General features: G+C 60.3%; 11 protein-coding genes and 2 pseudogenes. 11 read left to right on the top strand and 2 right to left on the bottom strand.

All coding sequences use genetic code 11. From position 1 onward, the window contains the following. Window positions 1-40: 40 nt before the first annotated feature. Together KHZ24_09965 and KHZ24_09970 are read left to right on the top strand one after the other, a co-directional pair. Window positions 41-430, top strand: a pseudogene (locus KHZ24_09965) (TIGR04076 family protein). Beyond that, window positions 431-1,030 carry a GNAT family N-acetyltransferase gene (locus KHZ24_09970; protein ID MBS5451512.1) on the top strand — a complete coding sequence of 200 codons (600 nt, stop codon included), beginning with the start codon at window positions 431-433 and terminating at the stop codon, window positions 1,028-1,030. Window positions 1,031-1,235: 205 nt separating this feature from the next. On the opposite strand, the gene KHZ24_09975 is transcribed toward KHZ24_09970, so the two are convergent. After that, a complete protein-coding gene (locus KHZ24_09975) occupies window positions 1,236-1,391 on the bottom strand; it encodes a hypothetical protein (protein ID MBS5451513.1) in 156 nt (51 codons plus the stop codon). A gap of 803 nt (window positions 1,392-2,194) precedes the next feature. Here KHZ24_09975 and KHZ24_09980 point away from each other — a divergent pair. From KHZ24_09980 to KHZ24_10020, 9 genes and pseudogenes are all read left to right on the top strand, one after another. Next, a pseudogene (locus KHZ24_09980) lies at window positions 2,195-4,530 on the top strand (hypothetical protein). 186 nt (window positions 4,531-4,716) lie between these two features. Next, window positions 4,717-5,094: a hypothetical protein gene (locus KHZ24_09985; GenBank protein MBS5451514.1), complete on the top strand. Its 378-nt coding sequence runs from the start codon at window positions 4,717-4,719 to the stop codon at window positions 5,092-5,094. Between the two features lie 17 nt (window positions 5,095-5,111). Then, a complete protein-coding gene (locus tag KHZ24_09990; protein MBS5451515.1) occupies window positions 5,112-5,459 on the top strand; it encodes a hypothetical protein in 348 nt (115 codons plus the stop codon). Window positions 5,460-5,473: 14 nt separating this feature from the next. After that, a complete protein-coding gene (locus KHZ24_09995) occupies window positions 5,474-6,868 on the top strand; it encodes a hypothetical protein (protein ID MBS5451516.1) in 1,395 nt (464 codons plus the stop codon). A 211-nt stretch (window positions 6,869-7,079) separates the two neighbouring features. Next, window positions 7,080-8,237 (top strand): hypothetical protein, encoded by a 1,158-nt coding sequence (locus KHZ24_10000; protein ID MBS5451517.1) that lies wholly within the window; start codon window positions 7,080-7,082, stop codon window positions 8,235-8,237. Window positions 8,238-8,310: 73 nt separating this feature from the next. Further along, entirely contained in the window at window positions 8,311-9,507 is a 1,197-nt protein-coding gene (locus tag KHZ24_10005; protein ID MBS5451518.1) for a site-specific integrase, read from the top strand. Window positions 9,508-9,676: 169 nt separating this feature from the next. Then, window positions 9,677-10,153 carry a low molecular weight phosphotyrosine protein phosphatase gene (locus tag KHZ24_10010; protein ID MBS5451519.1) on the top strand — a complete coding sequence of 159 codons (477 nt, stop codon included), beginning with the start codon at window positions 9,677-9,679 and terminating at the stop codon, window positions 10,151-10,153. Between the two features lie 613 nt (window positions 10,154-10,766). Continuing rightward, window positions 10,767-11,846, top strand: a complete 1,080-nt coding sequence (locus KHZ24_10015) for an aldo/keto reductase (protein ID MBS5451520.1) — start codon at window positions 10,767-10,769, stop codon at window positions 11,844-11,846. A gap of 243 nt (window positions 11,847-12,089) precedes the next feature. Continuing rightward, window positions 12,090-13,706, top strand: coding sequence for a Na+/H+ antiporter NhaC family protein (locus tag KHZ24_10020; GenBank protein MBS5451521.1), 1,617 nt, complete (start codon window positions 12,090-12,092; stop codon window positions 13,704-13,706). Window positions 13,707-13,860: 154 nt separating this feature from the next. Here the strand turns inward: KHZ24_10020 and KHZ24_10025 are convergent, their stop codons facing one another. Then, a complete protein-coding gene (locus KHZ24_10025) occupies window positions 13,861-14,703 on the bottom strand; it encodes an HD domain-containing protein (GenBank protein ID MBS5451522.1) in 843 nt (280 codons plus the stop codon). Window position 14,704: the final 1 nt, after the last annotated feature.

Raw genomic sequence — 14,704 nt, forward strand, 5'->3', positions numbered from 1 at the left:
TGTGGAGGCCCGGATGCTGGGGGAGGGGAAGGAGACTCTCATGTCTTTGGAGACGCGCGGCGCCTGTTCGGTCGGTGGCCCTGCCGGCCCCGGCTCCCGGGGCGACGACACGTTCGAGCTGTACGACCTCAAGGTTGAGGTCGTGGCTGGCGACAAGCCGTTTGTGTGTTCGCACCACGTGGGCGACTCGTTTCTCGTACAGGGCGAAAACCTCGTGTTTCCCGAGGGTGCGTCGTTTTCGATGTATGCGCTTGCGGCCCTGCTGCCCATGCTGCCGGCCAAGCAGCGCCCCCTGCATCCCAACGACTGGATGCTGTCCGATGCCGAGATAGCCTGCCCCGATCCCAACTGCGGCGCGCGCTTTCGCATAACGCGCGTGGCGCGGCGTACCCAGAGCCACGCCGTCTGCACAGTCGTTCCGCTGGCGGAGGTGAGCGAGGCCTCGGGGGCGCATGCCGGGACGACGGGGAAGGCCGCGGCCCTCGAGGGGGCTCGATGGGAGCGCGGGGACGGCTATGTGCTGCGTCCGGCCTGCGCGGAGGATGTCGAGGCGTACTGGCGCAACTTCGACCCGCTCGATCCTGAGGTCGTGCGCATGACCGGGTGCAAGTCGAAGTTTGCACGCGAGGAGGTCGTTGGGTTCTTCCTCGAGTGCTTGTTCGACGAGAGCCGCTGCGACTTCGTGCTCGTCGCTCCGGACGGCCGCATCGTGGGCGAGAGCGTCGTCAACGAGATCGACCCGGACGAGCGGTGCGCAAACTTCCGGATTGCCCTGTTCCAGCCCGATGTGCGCGGTCGGGGCCTGGGGACGTGGATGACGTGCGCGACGCGCGACTTCGCGTTCGAGAGGCTGGGGCTGCATCGCCTCGAGCTCGACGTGTTCTCGTTCAACGAGCGCGCCGTGCGGACGTACGAGAAGGCCGGCTTTCAGCGCGAGGGCGTCCGCCGCGGGGCCGTTCGCGATGGCGACGGATGGGCCGACGACATCCAGATGGCCCTGCTCGAAGACGACTGGCGTGCGCTGAGGTAGAGGGTGGGGACGCGCGGGGTGGCGCTGGCATTTGGAGCCTGGTTCCATGAGATTGCTCGGAAAGCGGACACGATTCCAAGCGTGCGTGGTGACAAAGCCTACTTTCGAGGGGTACAATAATGGCACCAGCGAGCCCGTAGGCCGGTTAACCTATGTGCGGGCGGCGCGGTATTCATTCTAGGGCCGAGGACGGCAATCCTCGGCCCTACTTGTTTTCGGAAGTCTTCTCGACCTCCTCCCGAGCCTCCCGTGCGTGCGAATTCTTCCTCTTGCGGAGCCGCAGGAGCTTCTCGAGGGCCTCCATCAGGAAGCTCCCGATTGCCGCGACCGCCGCGAGGGCGTTGAGGATTTGTGTGACCATGGCGAACACCCCCAATCGCTTGGAAGCGCCGCCCGCAGCCGGGACACCGCTGGCACCGCACTCGATTCTACAGGGCGGTAATTGATTACCTTGCGAGACGGTCCTCGGGTCGAGTCCGTCAACAAAATTTCCTCGTTTGTGGCATATTGGTTCCACGCGATGCTGAGAGCAACCCTCTCGGGGTTGATTCGGAGCTTCTTGCTCAATGCCTGAGGGCGGTTAGAGAAACCCTGATAGGGCATGTGGTACGAGCTGGTTCAAAACAGGCGATTTACCAAGATTCGTGCCAGAAACTCTTGCGAGAGATCCTGCGCGCGGGCCGCTTACGGATGGCTCCGGCGCTGTGCCTGCTTCGCGCGCTATACTGCCTGAGCTGCGAGAACACTGCAATCAGGCCGGAGGGAGCCCCATGCACCGCATCATGTTCGTATGCCACGGCAACATCTAGCAATAGAGTGAAACCGCCTTATAAATAAGGCGGTTTCACTGGTAGGAGTAGCTTTTTACGACGTTTTTACGACTTTGAGCCCCAATGCGATATTGTGCTTCGCTGCAATCTGGTTTGTTATGGTATTGGACGATGCCTGGTTCTTGTACGACATCGCTCGCACGATCGAAGCGATTTCGTATCGCTATCGTCTACATACCTTTGATGCTCAGAATCATGCTGTTACAGCTTCTCTTTTCGGGACGCAGGAGAATAGTGTCTTATAATTGCCATCGCCAGATATGAATTGGGGACGTGATTGCCCCCGACTACGAGGTGGATGCGGGCAACTTGTTCCACCGGAAAGCGGTGAATCATGGAGCTCGATGAATCCAAAGCACAGCTTGACCTGAGCTTTTCCGATGAGATCGAGGGTCGCGAAAGTTTCTATCTCGACTTTCTGCCGAGAGTCGATTCGGCTCTGAGCACAAAGGATGTACTTAACGACTACAACGACGGGGTGGTTCGCGGCAATCTCCTTGAGTTTAAGCTCCGGATTACTGATTTGAATCAAGTTCTTTTTCAGGCGGTCAAATACCTTTCGGCAAGGCGCGTGAAAGGTAAGCCTGTCCCCGCGACTATTCACCTCATCTCTTTGGAAGACGCTATAGATTACGTCTACCGTTCTGAGGACTACCGAGATCATATCGAGGTTGTTTACGTTGGAGGGGCCTCAAAGAATAACTCCGCCTTTTTAGGCGAAAAACCTGACTTTGCGCTTCATTATAGGAACAGTCAATTAGACGCTGAAAGTCTGGTCGAACTCCTCCGCGAAGAACGCTGGATGCGAATCAACATAGATGAGAACTGTATTGTTGGGTGGGCTGAACATTTCTATCGCATATGCCCGAATGCCAGCAAGGGCGACTTTCTTGGTGATGCACAAGGCAAAGTAAAGGTTATCGGAGAGATTCGTAAGCCCAATATTCTTTCTGATTATATTCTTCCGTATGCGGGCGAAACGAATGTGCGCTTCAAATACCTGATGGACCAACTTAATGACTTTCTTCATAAGAAGGATCTGGGCGCATTTTATACACCGCCTGAATTTGCCGAGATTGCCGTGCGCCTGCTCAGGAAGGCAATCGATCGAGTTCCTTCTGGAAATGATTATGTCATTATCGACCGTTGCGCTGGCACAGGAAATCTTGAGCAGTTCCTCACAGATGAAGAACTTTCTCACTGTATTGTTTCGACCTACGAGTATTACGAATATAAAGTATTAGCGGAACGTATTGGTGATAAGGTTCGCCACATTGTGCCTCCTTTCGAATTGCCTGACACTTTTTTGCAGGCATGGTGAGAGGGTCTGACGCTTTGTCGAAGTCTTTCATCGACAATGAAGTCATTACTCGCTACCTCTCCGATGAGAGCTGTTCCATTATTCTTTTCGAAAATCCACCGTTTGCTGAAACAACTTCGATGGAGCATCAGAAGAAAAGAGCCGGGAAGACTTCTTCTGCGTGGAAGCAATCGTACGTAGTTGGAGAAATGCGAAAGGCAATTAAAGCGTCAGGGAAGATCGCTCCTCAGGCTCTAAATGAGATGAGCAATGCATTCGTTTGGTCTGGCTTTGAGTACTACCTCCGCCAGCCAACGGATAGCTACGTCGTGTTTTCTCCAATAAAGTATTGGAAGAGTCAATTCCTTATCGATCGTGTCCTTGTTGATGGCTTTGCGGTGGATAGGGAAAAGTTTCACGCTCGCAAGCACTCTTGCCTTGTAGTGGCCCTCTGGGCAAACGCTGAAAGCGATGTAACTCAATTCTCGGTCCCGGCTTTTGATTTGAGCCGAGATGGGATAACTAGACGCGATAGCTCGCTTGACTTTAAACGCGTTTACAGCAAATTCAGTGACGTATATTACGATCGCCGCAGTTTTCCTGATGACGTTGAAGGAGGAATCCTCGTTCAACACGATGGAACCGAAGCGGGCGATCAGAAGAAGCGTCTCAAACCGAAATATGCCAAGAATATTCTCGGCTATATGGTCGCTGATGGTCAGGGCTTTGAGCAGCCCGACCTGCATTCATGCCTAGTTATCGCAGGGATGTACAACGGAAACGGCTTCTATCTTAGGGCAGACAACTATTTGGAGAAGCTTCCGTTGTTTGCGGCATCGCGTTACATCTCTTACGTTTCTGACTGGACCGAACGTGGCCGAATAATGAAGTCCGCCGATGGTGCCACTCGCTATCAGAACGATATTAATAGCGGGAAACTGGACTCTTGGCTCAAGAAGTGTTTGATTTTTACAACGTGTGAGATAAGAAACCATCTTAGAAGCTTCGTGGGCTCCGATGGCAGGTTTTATAGAAATGAGCTTTGCCTTGATACTACAAATGGAGAGACCGTAGCATCTTTGGATCTTAAAAACTATTCATTTGACGAGCGTGATGCGGAGCTTGTAAGAGCTTGGGACTTGGTTCTCTCTGCTGCGCGAGACACGCAGGGATATGATGACAGCCTGACTTATGGCCTGTATCAAATTGATGTGGAGCTCAACACTCGTTACAAGGACCCGCAAACTAACGAAATGGTTTTCGATTATCCCGAGCTGAATGGTCACATCCGATCTTTGAAGGCTCTTGTTAGGGAGTACTTCGTGTCTGAGCTTGTCCCTGTTTTGTTTAAGTATGAGTTCCTGAAATAGAAATCTGGCCGCGGTACGCAATGATGTTCCGCGGCCAGGTTCTGATAACTAGACGCCTTACTCGGTGATTTCTCCTCATAAATGAGAGGGAAATCACTTCAAAAAATGCCGCTTGACCTGCGGTTTTGATTGATATAGACTATTCCTGCCTCGAAAAGATCGATCACCTTTCTTAAGGCTAGGGCGATGAGCCCGAAGCTGTTATGGCGCGGGCCCTTTCGGCCAAGTCCAGTCTTTATCCATAACACCCAGCGAGATGTATACGCATGCCGCGGCGCGCGTATGACACACGCTGTGCATTACTGGTTCTTCTTTTTGAAGGAGGTGTTTTGGATGCCGAATATTAATCGCGCTCGCGAACTTCTGCTGGAGCAGATGTACGGCCGCATCATGTACCGTCAGGCGCTTAATGCCTACACCCATGTCTACGATGCAGCATTCCACAGCACTAGCGAGGCTGATAAGGCCCTCAAGCTAGAGCTGGCCGAGGAAACGCTCCGCAACCTTTTGCGCATGTATCTTGAGGTCCACGACGGGCCGGACAATTCCATTCATTGCGAGTAGATCAGAGGTGATCTTTTATGAAGAAGCTTAGTCAGTTTCTGGTGTTCGACTGGGACGCATTTGCGAAGGACAAGCGGTTCCTTTGCGTTGGCGGCGGCGAGTGGGTCGACTTTGAGACCAAGACCCACAAGGGTACGAAGATCGAGGTGGTGATAACCACCGACCACACGCCGTACAAGCTCCGCGATGGCGAGGTGGTCAGCAACCGCTTCGAGAAGCTGGCCTTCAAGGTCGCTGCTGACGTCGATATTCCCATCGACCAGTACGTGGAGCCTACGGGCGTGACGGCGAAGGTCTACGGTGACTACCGCAACCTGCTCTCCGTTGAGGCGGGGGGCATCACGGTGCAGCCCAAGAAGCCGTAGCGTGAGGTGATCGCATGCGCTTTTCAAAAGAAGTGCCGGCGATCGTCTATGCGGCCCCCGGCACTAAGACTATCGTGCTGGGGGCCGTTTTGGCTTTCGCCGCCGCGTGCTTTTATCTCTTGGGCGTGTTGGTCGAACGTCTCTTCGCCCCTGTGGCAGAGGACGTGACGGGGGTTCATCTTCTTTCTGGAAACCTCTCCGCGATCGCCCTTGTGACTTTGGCCGTTGGGATGCTTTCCATCGCTGTGGGAGTCGTTTGGCTTCTCCGCCTTCCTGAGCCTGAGAGGCTCAAGGTCCGCATTCGCTCTGGAATCTTCGATTCCCGATACGGTAACCCGCTGCACCTGCGTGAGGGAGAGGTCCTTCCGCATGTGACTTGCGAAGAGACGGGCGAAGGCCGGTTCGAGCTTGCCGTCTCCACCTCCTCTTCGACGGTGGAGGAGATCGCCAAGCTTGCGCCCAGCATCAGCAGCCGCCTCTGCGGCCGCTTCTCGCGCTATGCCGTCGTTCTGTCCGAGGCGGACGAGGCGTGCAACCGGGTGACGTTCCATATCGAGGATGTCACCGTCCATCGCGAGATAGTGGCGGACTCCGTCTCCGAGCTTCAGCCGCCGAGCGCGTACAAGCTTCGCGTGCAGGACGGCACGAGCATCGACCTGCGCACGTCGGGCTCGATGCTCGTAGCGGGGAAGACCAGAAGCGGGAAGACGACGGGCATCATATCCCTCGTTCTTCAGGCATTGCTCGCCGGGCCCGACAGCTACGGGTCGAGGGTGCTCGTCGTTGACCCCAAGAGGGCGGAGCTTTCCCGCCTCCCTCACGTGGCAACGCTTGACGAAGACGGAAACGCCCGTGGCATCCTCGCCGCACTGGGCTCGTTCGCCGAGACCATCACGGAGCGTCAGCGCGTCCTCAACGAGCTTTCGGCCGAGACGGGGGATGCCGTTCACTGGTGGGACGCGGGCTTCCATGTTTCGCTCCTCTTCATCGATGAGTACGTGGCCCTTCGGACCGTCCTCCCAAAGAGGGCGAGCAAGGAGGACCCGGACTACTGCCTCGCGACCTTCGACGGCCTGATCAAGCGCATCGTCACGATGGGCGCGAGCGCGGGCTGCTACGCCATCATCTCGATCGCGGAGGCGTCCGTCGAGGAAGGCGGGCTCCCGTCGATGATCCGGTCTGCTTGCAGCACGCGCGTCCTGTTCAGGCCAACGCTTGACGAGGCGCGTTTGATCTGGGGCTCTGATCGGCTCAAGGACTTCGCCGTCTCCCGGACGTACGGGCCGGGGGACGCATGGTTCAGCAGCACGGACGGGGAGCACGACCGCATCGGCTTCGTGCACTTCCCCGTCATGAGGTTCCCCGTGTATCGCGAACTTGGCCGTCTTCTTGAGCTGTACGTCGACTGATTGATTATCGCGGCACTCGCAGAGCGCAGCGAATGCGGGTGCCGCCTCTCTTTGTTCCATTTGTTTGATTTCCGTTCATATATGCGCCTTGGGGGGCTTGTTATCCCAAGGCGCATCCGAAAGGGGCGTTCCAAGTTTCGCCCCGAAACACTGATAAACGAGAAGGGAGGTGGAACCGATGACTGGCTCAGCGCCCAGGAAGACCCGGGCGATGATGTACGAGCAGCAGCTCTGTCATCTGCCCGCCTCAGTGGACGAGATGTACGGGCGCATCGAGGCGCTGGCGCCCAAACGGTACGCGGGCATCGTGCACGACCGCGACATCACGGACGCTGGCCGTCCAGCGGCCGACCACCTGCACGTGATGATGGAGTTCGCGAACCCGCGCTCCGTTCGCAGCGTGGCGAAGTTGCTCGGGGACAAGGCCGAGCGGCTGGAAGCGTGGAAGGCGGGAACGGAGAACGGCTTCTCCTACCTCTGCCACAGGACTGACGGCGCGCGCTCCAAGTACCAGTATGACCCGTCCCTCGTCCGCGCGAACTTCGATTACCCTGCCGCGCTGGCGTCCATCGAGTCGCGCGTCTCCAAGGCGCGCTCGCACAGCAACATCAAGATCCTCCTTGACGATCTGCTTGAGGGGAGAATCGACAGGGAAGGTCTGATATCGCAGCTTTCGGGCTCCGAGTACGCTCGCGCCAAGCGCCAGATAGAGGACGTGTACGCCCGCCGCCTTCAGGTGAGCGCAGCCGAGTGGCGCGCGAAGATGCGAGACGAGGGAAGGCGCGTTCAGACCATCTGGATTTTCGGCCCCGCCGGGACAGGCAAGTCCAGCCTCGCCAAGCAGTACGCGCAGAGCAAGGGCGAGCCCTTCTTCGTCTCCGGGTCGACGCGCGATGTCTTTCAGGGGTATGCCGGGCAGCACACCATTATCTTGGATGAGCTGCGGCCCTCGTCCATACCCTATGCGGACCTTCTTAGGGTTACGGATCCCTATGCTATCGAGCACGAGGTCATGGCCCCCGCCCGCTACGCCGACAAGGCTATCGCGGCAGACCTTATCATCGTCACCACTCCGTACAATCCGATGGAGTTCTACTGCGAGCAGGTGAGAAGGGCCACGGTCGGGCGGCCCAACGACGATATCGACGGCTTCGGGCAGCTCGAAAGACGGCTTTCCCTCGTCGTGGAGATGCAGCAGAAGGAGATATGCCTCTCGGAGTTCAGGGTCGAGCTTGGGACGTATTGGCCCGCCGATGGATCATCCCGGCCGAATCCCTATTCGAGCTTCGCACGTGGATCGTCCGGCTCGGGTGACTCGGCGCACCTCTACGAGGCCCTGCTCGATTCCGGCACCGTCACGGCAGACTAACAATTCGGGCCCCGTGCGATAGAATTCAGCTATCGCATTGGGGCTCTTTTCTTCTATGGAAAGGAGCCAAGGGATGGCTACTAGAAAGGACATGAAGGGGCGCATCCTCCGTCGCGGGGAGAGCCAGAGGAAGGACGGCCGCTACTGCTTCAAGTACGTGGACGCAAAAGGCAAGACGCGCAGCGTCTACTCGTGGACCTTGACAACCCATGATTTCACGCCGAAAGGGAAGAGGTTGGGCCCGTGCCTGCGCGAGCTTGAGCAGCGGATCCAGCGGGACCTCTTCGACAACGTTGCCCCCGAGAACATGACCGTTCTCGAGCTCGCCGCCAAGTACACGGAGACCAAGACGGCAGTGAGGCCGACCACGCGAACCGGGTACAAGACGGTGCTCAACTTCCTTACGGGCAACGAGTTCGGCGGCAGGAGGATAAGCGACATCACGACCCTCGACGCGAAGGAATGGCTCATTTCCTTGCAAAGGGATCACGGGAAGCGTTACAGCTCGATCCATACCATACGCGGCGTTCTGCGACCGGCGTTCCAGCTCGCGGAGGAAGATGACCTCATTCGCCGAAACCCGTTCAATTTCGAGCTTGCGACCATTCTTGTGAACGATCAGGTTGCGCGTGAGGCGCTGACCTCCAAGCAGGAGAGGAGGTTCCTCGACTTCGTTAGAGGCGATAGCCACTACTCCCGCTATTACGACGCGTTCTACATCCTGCTGAACACGGGGCTCCGCATCTCCGAGTTCTGCGGGCTCACGGTGGGGGACATCGATTTCGAGCGCGGGAGCGTCTGCGTCAGCAAGCAGCTTCAGCGCTCCAGCGACATGCGTTACTACATCGAGCGGCCGAAGACCAGCAGCGGCGTGCGATACGTTCCGATGTCCGAGGGCGTTGCGGAGTGCTTCAGGAGGGTGGTCGCGAACCGTCCCAAGCCGCCGATGGAGCCCGTGGTGGACGGTGTGAGCGGGTTCCTGTTCCTCGACAAGAACCAGAAGCCCCGTGTGGCGCTTCACTGGGAGAAGTACTTCCAGTATGCCGTGGCGAAGCACAACCGCATCTACAAGGACGAGCTGCCGAAGATCACTCCCCATGTTTGCCGCCATACGTTCTGCTCGAAGATGGCGCGCAAGGGGATGGATCCCGTGAAGCTCAAATACGTTATGGGCCACTCCGACATCGATGTGACCTACAACACGTACACGCACCTTGGGTTTGATGACGTGAAGGCGGATGTGCTCCGGTTCGAGGAAGAGGCAGCATGAGCGAGTGGCGGCAAATCGTAAATCTTGGAGTTTTACGACGTTTTTTACTACGATGAACGAGAGAAATAACCGCTCATATATGAATGGATTTGCCACTTCGGTTTGAGTGGGATAATTGGAACGACGCGATTTACCTGCGAAAACTCTGATATATGAGAGGTTTTGAGAAATGATAAAAATCCTGTTCGTCTGCCACGGGAACATCTGCCGCTCGCCCATGGCCGAGTTCGTGATGCGTGACCTCGCCATGAGGGCGGGGCGCGCTAACGAGTTTCGCATCGCGTCGAGCGCGACGACGACCGAGGAGATTGGCAATCCCGTGCATGCGGGAACGCGTCGGGTGCTGGCGGCCCATGGCGTTGCGTGCGTCGGAAAGACGGCTCGCCAGGTGCGCCGCGACGAGTACAAGAGCTGGGACCTCTTCGCTGCGATGGACGACGAGAACGTGCGCGACCTGCGACGTATCTTCCGCAACGACCCAGACGGCAAGGTGCGTAAGCTGCTGGAATTCTCCGGAGCCCAGGATGGTATGCCGCCCTCGCGCCCCGTGCGCGACGTTGCCGATTCGTGGTACACCGGCGACTTCGAGGCGGCGTGGGACGACGTGCTCGCCGGCTGCGAGGGGCTTCTCGCTGTCCTGCGGTAGGGGGAGGATCCTCCCGTTTTGCACGGAGCTCTGCCATTTCTGGGCAGGAATCCTTGTCGTGTATGCCATGCCCTGGCGGGCGGGCGCTTGTCTGCAGGAAATCCCAGCTCGGCGGAGTCTCTAGGGCTCGCATGTGGCATCCGCTAGCGGGAGAGGCATGCACGAGCGGGCTTTCTGGCCACCGAAGCGCCATCCCTCAACAGGAACGTGCTTGTGGGCTTGGGAGTGATGGATTGTCACTGTCCACAAACCGCTCTCCTGGCCACGGGTATGCCGTGTTTGCGGGCTCTTCGAGTCCGTCATGAAGATCTGCCCGCTGTGGCCACGAAGAGGCGATGTGTTTGCGGGGCTTTGGGTTGCGAGCGGCCGCTGCCTGCAAGCAAGCTTTCTGGCCACGGAGGCTTCGCCCTCTGGCGGGAGCTCGCGGCGCGCCGCCGGTCTGCGAGCAGTCATTCCGGCGAAACTTTCCATGCACGCTTCTCGCGGGCCTGCTACTATAGGCCGCCAAGGACGCGCGGTCGGTCGGAGCCAGGCTGCCCGCGCGACGGATGCCGCGATGCCAGCGCCCGAAAAGACGGTCGACGCGACGCGCGGCGCGAAAGGAAGATGCTCCATGGTTGAGCGCTTTGAGCTTGCGCCCGGGTATTCCATCAGCCGCGTGCTCAACGGCTGCTGGCAGCTGTCCAACGGCCACACGTTGCGGGGCCACCTTGACCTCGACGACGTCATGCACGCGTTCCGCGAGCTCGTCGCCCGAGGGTTCACCACATTTGACTGCGCCGACATCTACGGGTGCGCCGAGGAGTTCATCGGCAAGCTCGTCTCTGAGCTGCGCGCCTCGGAGGGCGCTGCGGCCGCCGATCGCATCCAGGTCCACACGAAGTTCGTTCCCGATATGGACGACCTGCGCTCCGTCGACCTCGCCTACGTCGAGCGCGCCATCGACCGCAGTCTCGCCCGCACGAACAAGGACGCGCTGGACCTCGTGCAGTTCCACTGGTGGGACTACGACGTGCCCGGCTGCGTTGAGACAGCTGGCTACCTCGTTGACCTGCAGCGCAAGGGCAAGATTCGCCACATCGGCGTTACGAACTTCGATACGGATCACCTGGCCGAGCTCGTGGACGCCGGCATCCCCATCGTCTCCATGCAGGCGCAGTACTCCGTGTTCGACCGCCGCGTCGAGCGACGCATGCAGGCCTACTGCGCCGAGCACGGCATCAAGCTCATCTGCTACGGCACGCTGGCTGGCGGCTTCCTCGCTCCCAAGTGGATCGGTGCCGCGAGCGCCGAGCCCGAGACGCGCTCGCAGGTCAAGTACCTGCAGGTCATCGATGACTCGCTGGGCTGGGATGGCTACCAGGGCCTGCTAGCGCTGCTCGGCGACATCGCGAGCGAGCACGGCGAGGGCGTGAGCATCGCCAACGTCGCGACGCGCTACGTGCTGGCGCAGGCCGACGTCGCCGCGGCCATTATCGGCATCCGCAACAGCCGCCACGTGGCCTCCAACGAGCGCATCTTCGACTTCGAGCTCTCGCCCGAGGAGGTCGCAAGTATCCGCGACTACATCGGGCGCTACCCGACGGTCGAGGGCGAGCCGTTCGAGCAAGAGCGCACGCCCGGCTCGAAGTACCGCGAGATCATGCGCATGAACGAGAACGCCGCTGACGAGGCCGCGGGCGCGCAGGCATAGCCGTCGCGCTTCGTGCGAGGCCGTCGAGGGGCGTGGGCCCTGCTGTCCGAGGGCCTTGGGCGGCGGCGCCTCCCGCTTCGCCGGTATCGCGAGGTATTTCCCGCATCGACACGGACACGCGGACACATCGATCTCCGGACGCGCTTCCATCGCGCGCCACATACGCTTTCTTGTCGAATCGTCGCGGATGACCCGCAGGAATGGACCTGACAGGGCGTCGCGGCATGACGAAAGGGGCACCACATGTCGACCACCGCTCAGGCGACCGACACCAGAGAGGGGCGCTGCCAAGACGCGGCGCCCGCCGCCAGCGAGCCTCGCTCAGCCAGCTCCGGCGGCGGGCGGGGTGGACGGGCTGCAGAGCCGGAAGCTCTCGTCGCCAACCGCCTGGAGTTCCGCGGCGGCTGGGGCGCGGCCTTCATCCCCGTGGGCATCTTCCTGTTCTTCTGCGTGCTGTACTTCATCGTGTTCCAGGCGTTCGAGATGTACGCGCTGGCCATGGGCGCTCTCGTCGGGCTGCTCGTCGGCGCGCTGTTCGTCAAGCCGGGCCAGTACGACCGCTTCTGGAACGCAGCCTACGACGGCGCCAAGGAGTCCATCCAGATCCTCATCCTGCTGCTCATCATCGGCATGTTCTCGTCGCTCGTGAAGGCGGCGGACATCTCGTCGGGCTTTGTGTGGCTCGCAGAGACGCTCGGCGTGGGCGGCGGCGTGTTCACGGCCTTCATCTTCTTCGCCGTATGCGTCATCGCGATGGCGACCGGCTCGTCGCTGGGCACGATGTTCATCTGTTTCCCGATCTTCTATCCGGCGGGCGTGCTGCTCGGCTGCAACCCGGCTGCCCTGGCGGGCGCGATCGTGAGCGGCGGTATCTTCGGCGACAACATGGCGCCCATCTCTGACACGACGATCATCTCGTCGAGCACCCAGGAGTACAGCCGCAAGCGCGGCGTGGCCGACGTGGGTGGCTGCGTGTCGCACCGCATGAAGTACGCGCTCGTCGCGGCCGTCGGCGCGCTGGTGCTCTTCCTGGTGCTGGGCGGTGGCGGAACCGTGGGCGAAGGCGCGCAGGACATCCTCGCGCAGAGCATGGACCCGCGCCCGCTCGTCATGCTGATCCCCGTCGCCATCATGCTGGCCGTAGCCATCCGCACGCGCAGCATCTACAAGGCTATCACGGTGGGCCTGCTGCTGGGCACGGCAGTGGGTCTGGGCTTCGGCCTCATCGCCCCGGCCGACATCATCTCGGTGAGCGACGGCGCGCCGGCAGGCTTCCTAACGGACGGCATCAGCTCGATGATGGCCACCGTCGTGCTCGTCATGTCCGTCTACGGCATCATGGGCGTGCTGACGGCCGCCGGCGTGCTCGACCGCATCGCGAGTGGCATCCTGAACAGCCGGATGGGTCACTCCGTGCGCGGTACCGAGTTTGCGATGATGCTGGGCATCTCGGCGACGACGCTCGTGTTTGGCGGCGTAACGAGCGCCTCGATCGCGACGTTCGGCAAGATCCAAAACGAGCTGGGCAAGCGGGCGGGACTGCACCCGTATCGTCGCGTCAACGTGTTGGACTGCTTCGCCAACGCCATCGTGCTCGCCGTGCCGTTCCTCAGCGTGTTCGTGCTCATCGGCGCGACGCTGACGCAGGGCTATGACTTTGTCGCGCCCCTGTCGTTGACGCAGGTGAGCTGCTACATGTTCTATAGCATCCTTCTGTTCGTCGTCATGGTGGCGTCGGTGCTGACCGGTTGGGGCCGCATCTACGAGGGGCCCGACGGCGAGCCTGCCAAGGAGCCGCCTGCGCGGTTTGGGGGCGCTGCCGCGGAGACGCACACCGCTGCACCGGTGCCGTCTCGATAGCCTTCTCTTCCGTGCGTTTTTACGGGCGTCTGCCGGGTCTTATGCTGCCCAGCAGACGCCTTTTTTGCGCAGGGGCGCGGGCGAGGCAGCTGCGGCTGCCAGGGGGCTTCCAGGTTCCTGCGTGCGGAGGACCGCCGGGCGCTCTCGGTGCTCGCTACCCCTCGCAGCGATCGTCGAGCCATGCGTGCAGCTCGGCGGTCATCCGGGCGATCTCTCGGGCGGTCTGCGCGTTTGTGAACGGGCGGTCGAGCAGCTCGAAGACGCGTCCCTGTTCGCGGGCGGCTCGACGGCTCTCGGGATAGACGAGCTCGAAGACAAAGCACGCGAACCCCACGACGTAGTCGGCCGGGTGTCTCCGCTCGTCGCGGCGCACGGTGCGCCGGGTGTCGAACGCGGCGACGACAGCGGGGGAGAGTTCGCTCGCGTCGATCTGTCCTTCGCTGACGCCGAAGATGGCCTCGACCGGCTCGAGGCACACGGCGTTCATGATGTCGATCTTGTCGGCGTCGCGCAGGATGTCGCAAAACAGGCGCGTATGCTCGTCGAGGTCGGCGGGGAGGCGAAAGCCGCTGTGTGTGGCGATGGCCGTGCGGATGAGCTCGTCACAGGCGTCGCTGTCGACAAAGGCTCGTATGGACGTCGTGGCGGGCGCATCGAGCGCGGGCGTCTCGCCGAACAGCACATCGATGCCGAGCGCCGCGTGGCTGACGGACGCGCCGTCGCTGAACGTGTCGTAGCGGCGCACCTGCTCGAAGCGGCCGATGTCGTGAAGCAGGCCGCACAGCCATGCGAGATCGACGTCCCGCTCGTCCAGCTCCAGGCTGCGCGCGATACGCTCGCACAGCTGCGCCACGCGATACGTGTGGTCGATCTTGAGCTTGATGCGGGGGTTGGCCGCATCGTAGGCCCCCACGTAAGCGTCGAACGCCCGGCGTGCCCGATCCCGGTCTATGCGGACGCGTGCGTGCTCTGCCGTGCTTGTCGGATCTGTCCCCATG

The sequence above is a fragment of the Coriobacteriia bacterium genome (genome assembly GCA_018368455.1).
Lineage (GTDB): Bacteria > Actinomycetota > Coriobacteriia > Coriobacteriales > UMGS124 > JAGZEG01.

Coding starts and splice junctions, on each gene's coding strand:
- KHZ24_09975 (MBS5451513.1), bottom strand. CDS start 1,391: ATGGTCACACAAATCCTCAACGCCCTCGCGGCGGTCGCGGCAATCGGG.
- KHZ24_09985 (MBS5451514.1), top strand. CDS start 4,717: ATGAGCCCGAAGCTGTTATGGCGCGGGCCCTTTCGGCCAAGTCCAGTC.
- KHZ24_09990 (MBS5451515.1), top strand. CDS start 5,112: ATGAAGAAGCTTAGTCAGTTTCTGGTGTTCGACTGGGACGCATTTGCG.
- KHZ24_09995 (MBS5451516.1), top strand. CDS start 5,474: ATGCGCTTTTCAAAAGAAGTGCCGGCGATCGTCTATGCGGCCCCCGGC.
- KHZ24_10000 (MBS5451517.1), top strand. CDS start 7,080: ATGATGTACGAGCAGCAGCTCTGTCATCTGCCCGCCTCAGTGGACGAG.
- KHZ24_10005 (MBS5451518.1), top strand. CDS start 8,311: ATGGCTACTAGAAAGGACATGAAGGGGCGCATCCTCCGTCGCGGGGAG.
- KHZ24_10010 (MBS5451519.1), top strand. CDS start 9,677: ATGATAAAAATCCTGTTCGTCTGCCACGGGAACATCTGCCGCTCGCCC.
- KHZ24_10015 (MBS5451520.1), top strand. CDS start 10,767: ATGGTTGAGCGCTTTGAGCTTGCGCCCGGGTATTCCATCAGCCGCGTG.
- KHZ24_10020 (MBS5451521.1), top strand. CDS start 12,090: ATGTCGACCACCGCTCAGGCGACCGACACCAGAGAGGGGCGCTGCCAA.
- KHZ24_10025 (MBS5451522.1), bottom strand. CDS start 14,703: ATGGGGACAGATCCGACAAGCACGGCAGAGCACGCACGCGTCCGCATA.